A 13,927-nucleotide genomic window follows, 5' to 3' on the forward strand; every position below is an offset into this window, starting at 1 on the left:
TTATTGTTTCTCTGCGAGTAATGAAAATACGCTGACGCAGCGCGCCCACTATGTCCCCGCATGCAAATCCGTCACGGTTGTTACATTTTCGGGGAAACAGGCGAGCAGCCGCCCCCCAGCGCGTGCGGCGCGCCGGTTTCGGGTCGGAACGGAAAGGCGGGAGCCGGCAGGCGCGGCAGGCGCCCCTCAGCGCAGATCGCCGGCCAGCGCCGCGGCCACGTCCGCGTCGATACGCTGCGGCGGCATCGTATAGGCCGGATGATCGCAGCCGATCGACAGCGCCGCCCCGCCCTTGAGCGCAGCGCGCATCGGCGCATCGAACTCGAAGCGGACGAAGTGCACGGCCGACGTTTTCTCGGCGTTGTCGCGCTCGAGATCCTCGTCGGCGATCGCGTAGACGCTCGCGTGCCCGTCGACCCGCAGGTACACGCGATCCTCGACCCCGATCAGCCGCGCGAGCGCCGCGCGCCGTTCGACCTCGTGCTCGTACTCGATCTGCATCGTCGCCTTCAGGTTGGTACCGTCGGGCACCAGCGGCAGATACGCGTCGAGCTCCGCTGCGATGCCGGCTTCGTCGAAGATCTTCTCGATGTGCAGCATCTCGTGGATCTGGTAGCGGATCGTCGTCTCGTCCTCGAACAGGAAACGCAGGTGATTGCCGAGCGCCACCGCGCGGCGGCGCTTGTACGCGACGAGCCGCGCGTGTTCGGCCTTGCGGATCTTCGCGTACGCTTCGAGCGTCAGCAGGGAGTCGCGGGTCAGCGTCATGGATGTCCTCGTGGGCGGCCGGCGGCTCAGATGCCGTACGCGCGGCGCAGCAACGTCAACGGATGCGCGAGCGGCGCTTGCGGCAGCCCCTTCTCGTCGATGCCCTGCACGATGTGATGGCCGGCGAGCGCGCAGTCGGACGACACGACGTCCGGCTGCGGCTCGGCCATCGCCTTGAACACGGGCGCGCCGATCCGCATCGCATCCGCATGGAACGCCTTCTTCACGCCGAACGTGCCCGCGTGGCCGGAGCAGCGCTCGACGACGTTCACGCGCGTATCGGGCACGAGCGACAGCGCATCGGCCGTCTTGCGGCCGATGTTCTGCACGCGCGCATGGCACGGCACGTGATACGACACGGTGCCGAGGCCGGTTTTGAAATCGGTCTTCAGCAGCCCGTCGCGATGTCGCGCGATCACGTACTCGAACGGATCCCAGAATGCGTCGGCCACCGCGCGCACGGCCGCGTCGGCTGGGAACATCAGCGGCAGCTCGCTCTTGTACATCAGCACGCAGCTCGGGATCGCGCCGATCAGCGCATAGCCTTCACGCGCGTAGCGTTCGAGCACGGGGATGTTGACCGCCTGCTTCGCGGCGACGCCCTCGAGATTGCCCTGCTCGAGCAACGGCATCCCGCAGCACGCTTCGCGCGTGACGAGCTCGTACGGGATCTCGTTGTGCGCGAGAATCGCGAGCAGGTCGTGGCCGATCCCCGGCTCGTTGAAATTCACGTAGCACGTCGCGTAGATCGCGACCTTGCCGGGCGTGCGTTCGCCGTCGCGCACGGGCGGCGTGTCCGAGCGCCTGGCGGCGCGCCGGAACGTGCGCGGCGCGAATTCCGGCAGCCACGCATGGCGATCGACGCCGAGCACCGCTTCGAGCGCGTGGCGCGCAGGCGGCGTGCGGTTCACCGCGTTGACCGTCTGCGTGACGACCGGAATGCCCGCGAAACGGCCGAGCGCATCGGTATTCGACAGCACCTTGTCGCGCAGCGGCGCTTCGCCGCGCTTGTAACGCGCAGCCTTGCCGCGCAGCATCAGGTGCGGAAAATCGACGTTCCAAGCGTGCGGCGGCACGTACGGGCATTTCGTCATGTAGCAGAGGTCGCACAGATAGCACTGGTCGACGACCTTGCCGAATGCGGCCTTCGGCACTTCCTCGATGTCGCCCGTCGGCGTGTCGTCGACCAGGTCGAACAGCGCCGGAAACGCGCCGCACAGCGACACGCAGCGCCGGCATCCGGCGCAGATGTCGAATACGCGCGTCATTTCCGCATCGATCTCGGCCTGGTCGTAGAACGCTTCGGACTGCCAGTCGAGCGGATGCCGGGTCGGGGCTTCGAGACTGCCTTCCTTGTGGGGCATGGGGCGCTCCCGCGTGGCGTACGTGTGCGCAGGCGCACCGCCCGCGCGGTGCGGGCGGCGATGAACGAACCGCCGGCCGCGCGGCGCTGCCGTGCGACCTGCGGCGGCCCGTCAGTCGACGAGACTGTCCAACGCCTTCGTGTAGCGGTTCGCGTGGCTGCGTTCGGCCTTCGCGAGCGTCTCGAACCAGTTCGCGATTTCGTCGAACCCTTCGTCGCGCGCGGTCTTCGCCATGCCCGGATACATGTCGGTGTATTCGTGCGTCTCGCCGGCGATCGCCGATTCGAGATTCAGCCGCGACGAACCGAACGGCAAACCCGTGGCCGGATCGCCGACGGCTTCCAGATATTCCAGATGGCCGTGCGCATGGCCGGTTTCGCCTTCGGCCGTCGAGCGGAACAGCGCGGCGACGTCGTTCTGCCCCTCGACGTCGGCCTTCGAAGCGAAATACAGATAGCGCCGATTCGCCTGCGATTCGCCCGCGAATGCGGCCTTCAGGTTCTCTTCGGTTTTGCTGCCCTTGAGTTGAGCCATTTGCGCCTCCGTTCGAGTCGGCGCGGCCGCGTGCGACGCCGGGCCGATCAGATATGTGGGGAACGATGCGTGCGCCGGGCGCGCATCGTGCTCTTCAATCTAGGCGCTCGCGTTCGCATCCCCCAATAGGCTTTTTCAATGCGGGCGATAGTGTCGGGTTGTCGGGTGCGGAACGCAGCACATGGCCGGGAAGACGCGCGCCGCGCCGCGCGGGTCGTGCGCCATGCGTCATGCATCCATCGCCCGCTTGAGCAGCAATTCGCGCTCACGCTCGTTGCGCGTCAGTTCCGCCGCGCGGCGGAACTCCCGCTTGGCCTCGTCGGCGCGGCCGAGCTTCGCGAGCAGATCGCCGCGCACGCTCGGCAGCCAGTGATAGCGCGCAAGCGCCGGATCGTCGCGCAGCACGTCGACGAGTTCGAGCGCCGCAGCCGGCCCGAACGCCATCCCCACCGCGACCGCGCGATTCAGCTCGACGACCGGCGACGGCGCGACTTCGGCGAGCGCGTCGTACAGCGCGACGATCTGCACCCAGTCGGTGTCCGAAGCCTGCCGCGCACGCGCGTGGCACGCGGCGAGCGCCGCCTGCAGCGCATACGGCCCGCGCACGCCGCCGAGCTTCGTCGCCCGCTCCAGCGCCGCGAGGCCGCGCCGGATCAGCAACGGATCCCAGCGGCTGCGGTCCTGGTCGAGCAGCAGCACGGGCCGGCCCTGCGCGTCGACGCGTGCATGCATGCGCGACGCCTGCAGCTCCATCAGCGCGACGAGCCCGAGCACTTCGCTTTCGTCCGGCGCGAGCCCGGCGAGCACGCGGCCGAGCCGCAACGCCTCGTCGCATAGCGCCGGACGCATCCAGTCGTCGCCTGCCGTCGCCGCATGGCCTTCGTTGAACACGAGATAGATCACTTCGAGCACCGATGCGAGCCGCGCAGGCCGCGCATCGGCGGCCGGCACCTCGAACGGCACGTGCGCCGCCGCGAGCGTGCGCTTCGCGCGCACGATCCGCTGCGCGATCGTCGGCTCGGGCGTCAGGAACGCACGCGCGATCTCGCCCGTCGTCAGCCCGCCGAGCAGCCGCAGCGTCAGCGCGACGCGCGCGTCGGTCGACAGCACCGGGTGGCACGACGTGAAGATCAGCCGGAGGAGGTCGTCGCCGATGTCGTCGTCGCGCGCGTCGGCGAGTGCGTCCGCGATATCGGGGACGACATGCGCTTCGAGCGCGTCCATCTCGTGACCAAGCTGGTCGCGCTTCGCCGCATGAAGCGACTCCTGCCGGACCCGGTCGAGCGCGCGACGCTTCACGGCCGTCATCAGCCAGGCGGCCGGGTTGTCGGGCACGCCGTCGACGGGCCAATGCTCGAGCGCCGCGACGAGCGTGTCCTGCGCCAGCTCCTCGGCCACGCCGACGTCGCGCACCACGCGCGCGGCGCGCGCGATGATCTTCGGCGCCTCGATTCGCCAGACCGCTTCGATCGCACGATGAGTCGCTTCATGCGTCACGACGCCTGCCCCTGGGCGGACGCATCCAGCGGCATGGCCATCAGTTCCCACGTGTGACCGTCCGGATCGGTGAACCCGTGGCCGTACATGTTCGGGTACTCGCGCGGCGCCTGCGGCGCGGCCCCGCCTGCCGCCAGCGCCTTCGCGACGATCGCGTCGACTTCGGCACGGCTGTCGCACGACAGGCACGACAACACCTGAATGTGCGTCGCCGGATCGATGATGGTCTTGTCGGTGAAGGTCTGGAAAAACGGCCGCACGAGCAGCATCGCGAAGATCGCGTCGCCGATCCGGATGCAGGCGGCCTGATCGTTGGTATAGGCCGGCACGACCTCGAAGCCGAGCGCCTGGTAGAACGTCTTCGCGCGCGGCAAGTCGGCTACCGGCAGATTGATGAAAACCATCTTGTGCATGACGGGTGCTCCCGGTGAGGTTGGATTCAGGCGTGGCTACGACCGACGTGGAGATCGCGGAACCGCTCGACCGCGTCGCTCGGCGTCAGGTCGTCGAGCTCGAACAGCGGCCGCACCTCGATCTCGCAATCGAGCTCGGCGCCGAACGGCGCGGGGAACCGGCGCGTCCATTCGAGCGCTTCGTCGCGCGAACGCACCTGGATCAGCGTATAGCCGGCGATCAGTTCCTTCGTTTCGGCGAACGGGCCGTCGATCACCGTGCCCTTGCCGCCCGTGTAGCGCACGCGCCAGCCATGGGCGCTCGGCCTCAGGCCGTTGGCGTCGAGCAGCACGCCGGCCTTCGCCAGTTCCTCGTGATAGACCGTCATGGCCTCGACCAGCCGGTTATCCGGCAACGCGTCGGATTCGCTGACGGCGTTCGCCCGGATCATGATCATGAATCGCATCGTTTACTCCTTGTCGTCGGTGGAAGGCGGCGCCCGTTCCGCGGCGCCTTATCCGGACGACGGGCGGAAGACGGCCGGATCGACACGCGCCACGACAAATCAGGGTAAATACCGAGTCGCGACGCTCAGAGGAAGCACGGGCCGACCGCGCGCACCTCGACCGTGCACCATTGCGCGGCCGGGCACTGGCGCGCGATCTCGATCGCTTCCTCGCGCGTGTCGACGTCGACGAGGAAGAAGCCTCCGATCATCTCCTTCGCCTCCGCGAACGGGCCGTCGAGCAGGCGCGTCTCGCCGTCGCGCACCTGCACGCGCGTACCGCGCTCGGACCGCTCCAGCGACTCGACGCCGCGCAGCACGCCGCGCGCCTTCAGCGACTCGGCGAAATCGACCATTCGCGCATAAAGCGCCTGACCTTCGTCGAGCGTGCGCTCGGCGCGCTGTTCGGTCGGTTCGACAATCAACAGCATGTAAGACATGGATTTCTCCTGTGGGGGACGGGGCGCCGCGGCATGCGCCGGGCGAGCGGCATGCGACGGCCGATGCGAAAGCGTAACAGCCGCGGGACGGCTTGCCGCATCGTTGGCCAACCGGCACTGGCCGGACGGCCATTTCGGTCGCAGCCTGACAGTTTGCCTTCAGGATGCGGTCCCGAACTGTCGGATTTTCATCCTGTGGACCGTCTCATGTCACGCCCGCTCCTCCTGTTCGCCGTTGTGCTGTTCGCGGCGTTGTCCGTCGTGCCCTGCGCGCCCCTCTTCGCCCGGCCGGCCGTCGCCGCGCTGCCGGTCAGCAGCGGCTGCGGCGGTGCGGTCACGGCGATTGCCGAGATCCGCCGCGCCGGCCGCCCGTCGCCGTTCGCCGGGCAAACGACGTCGATCGAAGCGGTCGTCACCGCGGCGTTCGGCGGCCCCGACGGCCTGGGCGGCTTCTTCGTCCAGCAGGCCGACGCGCAGCGGCAGCGCCGGCCGGGCGTTCCGGAAGGCCTGTTCGTCCATGCACCGAACGCGCGCGCCGAACCCGGCGATCTCGTGCATCTGACCGGCAAGGTCGACGAAAAATACGGCCGGACACAGTTCACCCTGTCGGGCCGCGTGACCGTCTGCGCGCGCGGCCAGACGGTCACGCCGGCAACGCTCGTGCTGCCGGTCGCGTCGCCCGCCGTGCTGGCCGCGCACGAGGCCATGCGCGTACGCCTGCCGCAAACGCTGACGGTCAGCGATACCTACGAACTCGGCCGCTACGGCAGCCTCGTGCTGAGCCTCGGCCGGCTGCGCGTACCGACCCAGGTCGCATTGCCGGCCGATGCTGCCGCACTGGCGGCAGCCAACGCACTGAACCGCATCGTGCTCGACGACGGTTCAAGCCGCCGCGACCCGGCGACCGTCCGCTATCCGCCACCTGCGCTGAGCGCGGCCAACACGCTGCGCGCGGGCTACACGGTACGCGGCGTCGAAGGCGTGCTCGAGTGGCGCCACGGCGCATGGCGGCTGCAACCGGTGGCTGGCACGGCACCGGTGTTCGATGCCGCCGCGAACCCACGCACCGCGGCACCGGCCCGGCATCCCGAGGCCGACGTGCGCGTCGTATCGTTCAACGTCTTCAACTATTTCAACGGCGACGGCCGTGGCGGCGGATTCGACGCGCCGGCCGACCGCGGCGCGAAAACGCCCGCCGCGTTCGCGCGGCAGGAAGCGAAGATCGTCGCGGCGTTGCGCGCGCTGCGCGCCGACGTGATCGGGTTGATGGAAATCGCGAACAACGGCCACGGCGACGCGAGCGCCGTGACGCGTCTCGCCGCGCAACTCGGCGCGGGCTGGCGCGCGGTCGATCCCGGCACCGCGCGGCTGGGCCGGGACGCGATCGCGGTCGCGCTGCTGTACGACAGCCGCACGGTCGAGCCGGTCGGGCGCGCCGCCACGGTCGCACTCGGCGGCCGGCACCGCCCGCCGCTCGCGCAGACGTTCCGGCGCATCGGCGGCACGCGCGCGTTCACGGTCGCGGTCAATCACCTGAAGTCGAAGAACTGCCCGCATGCGAGCGGCGCCGATCTCGACCAGTCCGACGGCCAGGGCTGCTGGAATGCGGCGCGTACCCAGGCGGCCGCGCGCGTCGCCGACTGGCTCGCCACCTCGCCGACGGGCGTCGCGGCCGACGGCGTGCTGTTGATCGGCGATCTGAACAGTTATGCGAAGGAAGACCCGGTTCGCACGCTCGAAGCGCGCGGCTATGCGAACCTGGTTGCGCGCTTCGTCGGCGATGCTGCGTACAGCTACGTATTTCGCGGCGAAGCCGGCAATCTCGATCACGCGCTTGCCACGCCGCCGCTCGCCGCACGCGTGAAGGCCGTGCAGTTCTGGCACATCAACGCGGACGAACCGCTCGTCCTGCAACCCGTGCCCGATTACAAAACGTCCGCGCGACGGTCGGCTTATTACGCGCCCGACGCGTACCGCTCGTCGGACCACGATCCCGTCGTCATCGACGTCGCGCTGGACGGCAGCGGTGGGCGATCGGCTCCGGGCACGAATCATGCGCCTCGATCTGTCGTCGATTAGTGCAATTGCATCAGTACGCGACCTGCAACGGCACTATTTACCCGATGGCCCGGCAACGCCATATTTACCGGGCTTTCACTGCGATCCGCTGCTCGACATGCTGCGTCGGCCGAGACGCGAAATTTTTTCAACCGCCGCCCCGCCCCGCGTGACGGGGCTTTCGGGCGATCCCGCCGACGAATTGAAAATTTGTCTCGAAACTCAAGCGGATCAGGTGAATCACACTAGTTGCTGGGATTCGTCTTATCTTCAAATTAGCCCTGGAATCGAAGGAGGATAAACACCATGGCGCTTACCGACTCGATCGAACACAAGCTGGATCGCGGCCTGTCCGACATCCGCCGCACCGGCCGACGCGTTGGCCGTACGACCCGCTCCGCCGCCCGCGACCTGCACGCCGACGTGAGCGACGATCTGCGCGGGCTGGTCGACGAACTGGAAGATTTGCTGAAAAACGACGGCGATGGCGATATCGCCGCCCTGCGCAAACGCATCCAGTCCCGGATCGACGAAGCACGCGGCGCGCTCGACTACGCGTCGGGCAGCGCGGCCGCCCGGCTGCGCGATTCGGCCGAACGCATGTCGCAGGTGGTGCACGACAATCCGTGGCAGACCGCCGGCGTCGTCGCGGGTCTCGCATTCGTCGCGGGGCTCCTCCTTTCCCGCCGTTGAACGAGGCCACCCGCCCCCCGCCCGCCCCGTTCGCTCTCAATCAGACAACGAAGGAGAAACCGCCATGCAGAAATCCCTCGCCATGAAAGCCGCCGCTGCCGTGATGCTCGGCAGCCTCGCCCTCGCCGGCTGCACGACCACCTCCGACAAACCCGATAGCGCGGCAGCCAGCGCGTCGAAACGCCAGTCGATCGACGCCAGCGTGAATGCCACGCTGTCGCGCCTGTATTCGACGGTGCCGGGCTCGCGCGATCTGGTCTCGAAAGCACGCGGCGTCCTCGTGTTCCCGAACGTGCTGCAAGCCGGCTTCATCGTCGGCGCCCAGTCCGGCAACGGCGCGCTGCGCGTCGGCGGCAGTACCGTCGGCTACTACAACACGTCGTCGCTGTCGGTCGGGCTGCAGGCCGGCGCGCAGTCGAAGGCGGTCGTGTTCCTGTTCATGACGCAGGATGCGCTCGACTCGTTCCGCAAGTCGGACGGCTGGTCGGCCGGCGCCGACGCGTCGGTCGCGGTCGTGAAGGTCGGCGCGAACGGCGCGGTCGACACCACCACGGCCACCGCCCCGGTGGAAGTGCTGGTCCTGACCAACGCGGGCCTGATGGGCGACCTGTCGGTGAACGGCACGAAGGTCACCAAGCTCCACATCTGACGACGCGGCACGCGGCCTCGCACCGCGTTCGCTTCCCGGCAGCGCCGCGGCCCCGGCCGCGGCGTTTTCGCATGTCTCTCACGCAGCGGCTATGATGGCGGCATCTTTGCGGGCATACTCCGCGTGGGCCGCCCCGCAACGCGTTTCGCCGCGAACCGCGACGTTCGCGAATCGATCGCGCACAGGGCAACGAAATTCAATCAAACCACGCATCAATCTGCGCGAATGTCACCCATGGATAGCGGACAAGATCACCAAAAATTCTTCTATTTCCTGCTGTTCGCGGTCACCGTCGGACTCTGCTGGATCCTCGCGCCGTTCTTCGGTGCCGTGTTCTGGGGCACCATTCTCGCGATCCTGTTCCAGCCCGTGCAGCGCTGGCTGGCCGCGCGCTTCGGCAAGCGGCGCAACCTGGCCGCGCTCGTCACGTTGTCGTTGATCATCCTGATCGTGATCCTGCCGCTCGTGTTCGTGGCGGGCACGCTCGTGCAGGAAATCGCGTACGTGTACCAGGAAATCAAGACCGCGCAGCCGAACTATTCGCAGTACTTCCAGGACATCGTTCACGCACTGCCGTCGTCGATCCAGCATCTGCTGCAGAAATACGGGCTGACCAACATTCCGGGCATCCAGAAGAAGCTCACCGATGGCGCCGCGCAGATCAGCCAGTTCGCGGCGACCCAGGCGCTCAGCATCGGCCAGAACACGTTCCAGTTCATCGTGAGCTTCGGCGTGATGCTGTACATGGTGTTCTTCCTGCTGCGCGACGGCGGCGAGATCGGCCGCCGCGTGCGCCGCGCGCTGCCGCTCGACGACGAGCACAAGAACCTGCTGCTCGCGAAATTCACGACGGTCGTGCGTGCGACCGTGAAGGGCAACATCGCGGTCGCGCTCGTGCAAGGCGCGCTCGGCGGCCTGATCTTCTGGATCCTCGGGATCGAGGGCGTCGTGCTGTGGGGCGCGCTGATGGCGTTCCTGTCGCTGCTGCCCGCGATCGGCGCAGGCCTCGTGTGGGTGCCGGCCGCACTCTACCTGCTGATGATCGGCTCGGTCTGGAAGTGCGTGATCCTCGTCGTGTTCTGCGTCGGCGTGATCGGCCTCGTCGACAACCTGCTGCGCCCGATCCTCGTCGGCAAGGACACGAAGATGCCCGACTGGGTCGTGCTGATCTCGACGCTCGGCGGGATGGCGTTGTTCGGCATCAACGGCTTCGTGATCGGGCCGCTCGTCGCCGCGCTGTTCATGGCGAGCTGGGACATCTACGCGCGCGCCGAACAGGGCGAATGACGCGCGTGCGGCCGCCGGCGCGCCGCACGCGTGCGGAAACCGTCGGTCACGGATGACGGATATGGATCAAGACGGGCGCCGCGGCGCCCGTTGCTTCATCCGCCGCGACCGTCATCACGCCGCCATACGGGCCGACGCGATGAACCCGGCCCGGCGCCAGCGGCACGCTTCGTTCGTCGCGCGCATCGCGCCACGTCACCCGCACCGCCGCGCCGCCGTCCGACGCGAACGGCGCGCCGTCGAGCCCGACCAGCGCCACCTGCGCACCGGCCAGGCGCCGGCCATGCGCATCGAACCGGAGCGTGGCCGTTGCCGCGCCGCCGGCCGCGTCCCGCGCGTCGACCTGCACGGCCGCCGGAGCATCGAGCGTCACGTCGTAGAGATCGACGAGCGACCCGACGAACCGCACGACGCCATCCGACGCGGGCTGTCCGGCCGCCATCGCGTTCGGCATTGCATTCGACGTCGCGAGTACGACACCGAGCGCGAACACCATCGTTCGCACGACGCCGGCGCCCACTGCCGCCGCCGATGCCGATCGCTTCGCGTTGTTGCGCATGTTCCCTCTCCTCTGCCGCGTTACCGGAAAAACGGGCGGCGTGACGCGTCGGTCACGCCGCCCGTGTGCTGGCGTTCACTGTAAGGAGAGCGGCCCGGACAATATATGGGACAAGTCCTAAACTGCAGCCGGATTGATCGAACTCAGCGTAGTCGACACGGCCCAGCAGCCCGATGCGACCGGTGTCGCGCGCCCGTCACGCGTCCGGATCGACGCGCAGCACGAGCTTGCCGCGATGGTCGCCGTCGAACAGGCGGTTCAGCACGTCGGGCGCATTTTCGAGACCGTCGGCCACGGTTTCCTCGGCCTTGAGCCGGCCGGCGCGCAGCCAGCCCGCGAGCGTCTGCACGGCTTCGCGGCTCTTGCGGTAATCGAGGATCAGGAAGCCGCGCATCGTCAGCCGCTTCGAGATCAGCACGCCGACGTCGTCGGCCGCGCGGCCGCTGTTGTAGTTCGAGATCACGCCGCACAACGCGACGCGCCCGCCGATCACCATCCGCGACAGCACCGCGCGCATCACCTCGCCGCCGACGTTCTCGAAGTTCACGTGCACGCCGTCCGGCGTCGCCGCCTTCAGTTGCTGGCGGAAATCGTCGGCCTTGTAGTCGACGGCCGCGTCGAAGCCGAGCGTCTCGGTCAGGTAGCGGCACTTGTCCGCGCCGCCCGCGATGCCGACCACCCGTGCGCCGTGAATCTTGCCGATCTGCCCGGCGATCGAGCCGACCGAGCCGGCCGCCGCCGACACGACGAGCGTTTCGCCCGGCTGCACCGGCGCGATGTCGGTCAACCCGTAGTACGCGGTCAGCCCGCTCATCCCGCACGCGCCGAGCAGCGTCGGCAGCGGCAGGCCCGACTGCGCGGGCAGCTTCACGAGCTGCGCGGCCTGCTCGGCCGGCACGACCGCATAGTCCTGCCAGCCGACGAGCCCCTGCACGAGCTCGCCTTCCGCGAACCCCGCATGGCGCGACGCGACCACGCGGCCGATACCGAGCGCGCGCATCACCTCGCCGATCGCGACGGGCGGCAGGTACTGCGGCACGTCGCTCATCCACACGCGGTTGGTCGGGTCCATCGACAGATACAGCACGCGCACGAGCACCTCGCCGTCGGCGAGCGCCGGCACCGGCATCTCGACGAGCGAGAAGTGTTCACGGCCGACCCGCCCTTCCGGGCGCGTCTTCAGCAGCAGTTGGCGATTCACGGGTGTCGACATGATGTTCTCCTCCAATCGTCGTGGTTCGGGATGCGCGTCAGACCGCGCACATGCCGCCGTCGATCACGAGTTCGGCGGCCGTCATGAAGCGGCTCTCGTCGGATGCGAGATACACGGCCGCGTGCGCGACGTCGTCCGGCTCGCCGAGCCGGCGCAGCGGAATGCCGCGCGCGAGCTTGCGCGTCGCGTCGCGTTCGCCGAGCGACTGGAACAGCGGCTCGACGATCCCTGTGCGGATGAACGCCGGGTGAATCGAATTGCAGCGCACGTCGATCTCGCGGCGCGCGCAATCGATCGCGACCGACTTCGTCAGCGACGCGACCGCCGCCTTCGACGCGTTGTATGCGGTGAAGTCCGGCTCGACCTTGAACGCCGCGACCGACGAGATGTTGATGATCGACGCGGGATGGCTCTCGGCCAGGTACGACAGCGCATGCTTGCAGCCGAGCACGATGCTCTCGACGTTGATCGCCATCACGCGCCGCCATTCGTCCAGCTCGATTTGCGCGGGCGAGCCGATCGAGCCGACGCCCGCGTTGTTGACGAGCACCGACAGCCCGCCCATCGCATCGGTCGCCTGCGCGAGCAGCGCCTGCCAGCGCGCTTCGTCGCGCACGTCCTGGATTGCGGCGAACGCGACCGGCGCCGCACGGCCCGCATTGAGTTCCTGCGCGAACGCATCGAGCACCGCCGCTTCCGCGATGTCGGTCAGGAACACGCGCGCGCCCTGCTCGACCATCCGGCGCGCGATCGCACGGCCGAGGCCGCCCGCGGCGCCCGTGATGTATGCGCACTTGCCGGCGAGGCGCGGAGCAACGATTGTCATGTGACCTCCTCCTGTCGTGAATCGTCGTCGTCGCGGAACGCTGCCGCGACGGGGTTTCCGTGCATGGTCCATGCCGACCTGTGCCGGTCGCCGGTGCGCCGACACGGCGACGCAACGCACGGTTTTCCCGCGAGTATATCGAGATGGCCGCGACGCACGCCGGACCGGCCGCGCAGCTTGCCTGCGATGAAACGACAGCCAGCGTACGCGAATGCTGCCGATCGATGAAATGAATATTCGTTATACCCGGTCATAGGCATGGCTCATGACTTGCACGTACCGGCGCCCCTGCGCAAGCAGCCCGGCGCAGCCGCCCGGATGGATTGCGTCGGCAGTCGATCATCGGGAGAACGGGCGTTGCGTTCCGCACGGACGAGAACGCAATCGGGAAGACGATCCGGCGTGGCATCGTGCAATCCGCCGGAAAACGCCGGACGAACGCCGGACGAACGCCGGCGGCAAGAAGGCGTCAAGCAGGCGGCGCCGGAGCGCCCGCCATCGGCGACCGTCAGAATCCGTCGCCCGACGGCGCGCGCACGAACGCGCAGAGCTGCGGCGAGTGCGTGTCGATCATCCGCTGAAACGGTGCACGGTGCCCGTACGCGATGCCCGACACGAGCAGCAGGCAAACCGCCGCGACGCGCGGCGAAAACGCGCGCTGCCGCGCGCCGTCGTAGCCGCGCAGGAACACCAGCGCGACCAGCGCGCCGAGCATCCAGCCGACGACGACTTCCGGCACGGTGTGCGAATGATCGAACACGCGCGCGACGGCCGTGACCGCGCCGATGGTCAGCCCGGCCGCGATACCGGGCGCCTTGCCCGGCCGGAACGCCTGCCACAGCATCGACAGCGCGACCGTCCACACGGACGTCGACAGCATCGTATGGCCGCTGATCACGCGGAAGTCGAATTGCGGCAGCTCGATGCCGCATCCGGCATAGAGGATTTTCGTGGCGCCGACGACGCCCATGCCGGCGGCCAGCAGCACACCCCAGCGGGCGGCGAGGCGCCAGTCGGTCAGCGCGAGCCATGCCGCGCAGGTCAGCGCGATCGGCAAGGTCAGCGCGGCATCGCCGATGTTGCTGATTTCACTCCACATAACGGACTTCGGGGACGATCGAAAGGCCGCAGTTTACCGCAA

16 protein-coding genes are annotated in these 13,927 nt (G+C 68.4%); 5 read left to right on the forward strand and 11 right to left on the reverse strand.

From position 1 onward, the window contains the following. Positions 1-186: 186 nt before the first annotated feature. The 7 genes from WS61_RS15575 to WS61_RS15605 all read right to left on the reverse strand — a co-directional run bounded on the left by WS61_RS15575 (position 187) and on the right by WS61_RS15605 (position 5,501). The gene (locus WS61_RS15575; protein WP_059501255.1) at positions 187-768 is read right to left on the reverse strand and encodes a DUF3501 family protein; all 582 of its coding nucleotides are present in this window, start codon (positions 766-768) and stop codon (positions 187-189) included. A gap of 26 nt (positions 769-794) precedes the next feature. After that, positions 795-2,132, reverse strand: a complete 1,338-nt coding sequence (locus WS61_RS15580; protein WP_059501257.1) for a heterodisulfide reductase-related iron-sulfur binding cluster — start codon at positions 2,130-2,132, stop codon at positions 795-797. 111 nt (positions 2,133-2,243) lie between these two features. Then, positions 2,244-2,666, reverse strand: coding sequence for a rubrerythrin family protein (locus WS61_RS15585; protein WP_006497294.1), 423 nt, complete (start codon positions 2,664-2,666; stop codon positions 2,244-2,246). 228 nt (positions 2,667-2,894) lie between these two features. Next, complete coding sequence (locus WS61_RS15590) at positions 2,895-4,163, reverse strand: RNA polymerase sigma factor (RefSeq protein WP_059501259.1); 1,269 nt, start codon at positions 4,161-4,163, stop codon at positions 2,895-2,897. Next, positions 4,160-4,576: a VOC family protein gene (locus tag WS61_RS15595; protein WP_059501261.1), complete on the reverse strand. Its 417-nt coding sequence runs from the start codon at positions 4,574-4,576 to the stop codon at positions 4,160-4,162. The genes WS61_RS15590 and WS61_RS15595 overlap by 4 nt, the downstream gene beginning before the upstream one ends. Before the next feature lie 26 nt (positions 4,577-4,602). Further along, complete coding sequence (locus WS61_RS15600; RefSeq protein WP_011548204.1) at positions 4,603-5,022, reverse strand: YciI family protein; 420 nt, start codon at positions 5,020-5,022, stop codon at positions 4,603-4,605. Positions 5,023-5,147: 125 nt separating this feature from the next. Next, positions 5,148-5,501 carry a YciI family protein gene (locus tag WS61_RS15605; protein WP_027782496.1) on the reverse strand — a complete coding sequence of 118 codons (354 nt, stop codon included), beginning with the start codon at positions 5,499-5,501 and terminating at the stop codon, positions 5,148-5,150. Positions 5,502-5,708: 207 nt separating this feature from the next. On the opposite strand from WS61_RS15605, the gene WS61_RS15610 reads away from it, so the two are divergent. The 5 genes from WS61_RS15610 (at position 5,709) to WS61_RS15625 (ending at position 10,188) form a co-directional block, all read left to right on the forward strand. After that, the gene (locus WS61_RS15610; protein ID WP_059501263.1) at positions 5,709-7,580 is read left to right on the forward strand and encodes an ExeM/NucH family extracellular endonuclease; all 1,872 of its coding nucleotides are present in this window, start codon (positions 5,709-5,711) and stop codon (positions 7,578-7,580) included. Continuing rightward, positions 7,555-7,860 carry a hypothetical protein gene (locus WS61_RS34875; protein WP_156440270.1) on the forward strand — a complete coding sequence of 102 codons (306 nt, stop codon included), beginning with the start codon at positions 7,555-7,557 and terminating at the stop codon, positions 7,858-7,860. The genes WS61_RS15610 and WS61_RS34875 overlap by 26 nt, the downstream gene beginning before the upstream one ends. 5 nt (positions 7,861-7,865) lie before the next feature. Beyond that, positions 7,866-8,252, forward strand: a complete 387-nt coding sequence (locus WS61_RS15615; RefSeq protein WP_059501266.1) for a YqjD family protein — start codon at positions 7,866-7,868, stop codon at positions 8,250-8,252. A gap of 64 nt (positions 8,253-8,316) precedes the next feature. Then, complete coding sequence (locus tag WS61_RS15620; RefSeq protein WP_059501268.1) at positions 8,317-8,901, forward strand: YSC84-related protein; 585 nt, start codon at positions 8,317-8,319, stop codon at positions 8,899-8,901. A gap of 234 nt (positions 8,902-9,135) precedes the next feature. Beyond that, a complete protein-coding gene (locus tag WS61_RS15625) occupies positions 9,136-10,188 on the forward strand; it encodes an AI-2E family transporter (protein ID WP_034205290.1) in 1,053 nt (350 codons plus the stop codon). Between the two features lie 46 nt (positions 10,189-10,234). Here the strand turns inward: WS61_RS15625 and WS61_RS15630 are convergent, their stop codons facing one another. From WS61_RS15630 to WS61_RS15645, 4 genes are all read right to left on the reverse strand, one after another. Then, positions 10,235-10,747: a hypothetical protein gene (locus WS61_RS15630; protein WP_059501270.1), complete on the reverse strand. Its 513-nt coding sequence runs from the start codon at positions 10,745-10,747 to the stop codon at positions 10,235-10,237. Positions 10,748-10,943: 196 nt separating this feature from the next. Further along, positions 10,944-11,960, reverse strand: coding sequence for an NADP-dependent oxidoreductase (locus WS61_RS15635; RefSeq protein ID WP_059501395.1), 1,017 nt, complete (start codon positions 11,958-11,960; stop codon positions 10,944-10,946). Positions 11,961-11,997: 37 nt separating this feature from the next. Continuing rightward, positions 11,998-12,786 (reverse strand): SDR family oxidoreductase, encoded by a 789-nt coding sequence (locus tag WS61_RS15640; RefSeq protein WP_059501272.1) that lies wholly within the window; start codon positions 12,784-12,786, stop codon positions 11,998-12,000. Between the two features lie 508 nt (positions 12,787-13,294). Continuing rightward, positions 13,295-13,885: a phosphatase PAP2 family protein gene (locus tag WS61_RS15645; RefSeq protein ID WP_059501274.1), complete on the reverse strand. Its 591-nt coding sequence runs from the start codon at positions 13,883-13,885 to the stop codon at positions 13,295-13,297. Between the last annotated feature and the right edge of the window lie 42 nt (positions 13,886-13,927).

It is taken from the genome of Burkholderia sp. ABCPW 11, from assembly GCF_001523445.1.
GTDB lineage: Bacteria > Pseudomonadota > Gammaproteobacteria > Burkholderiales > Burkholderiaceae > Burkholderia.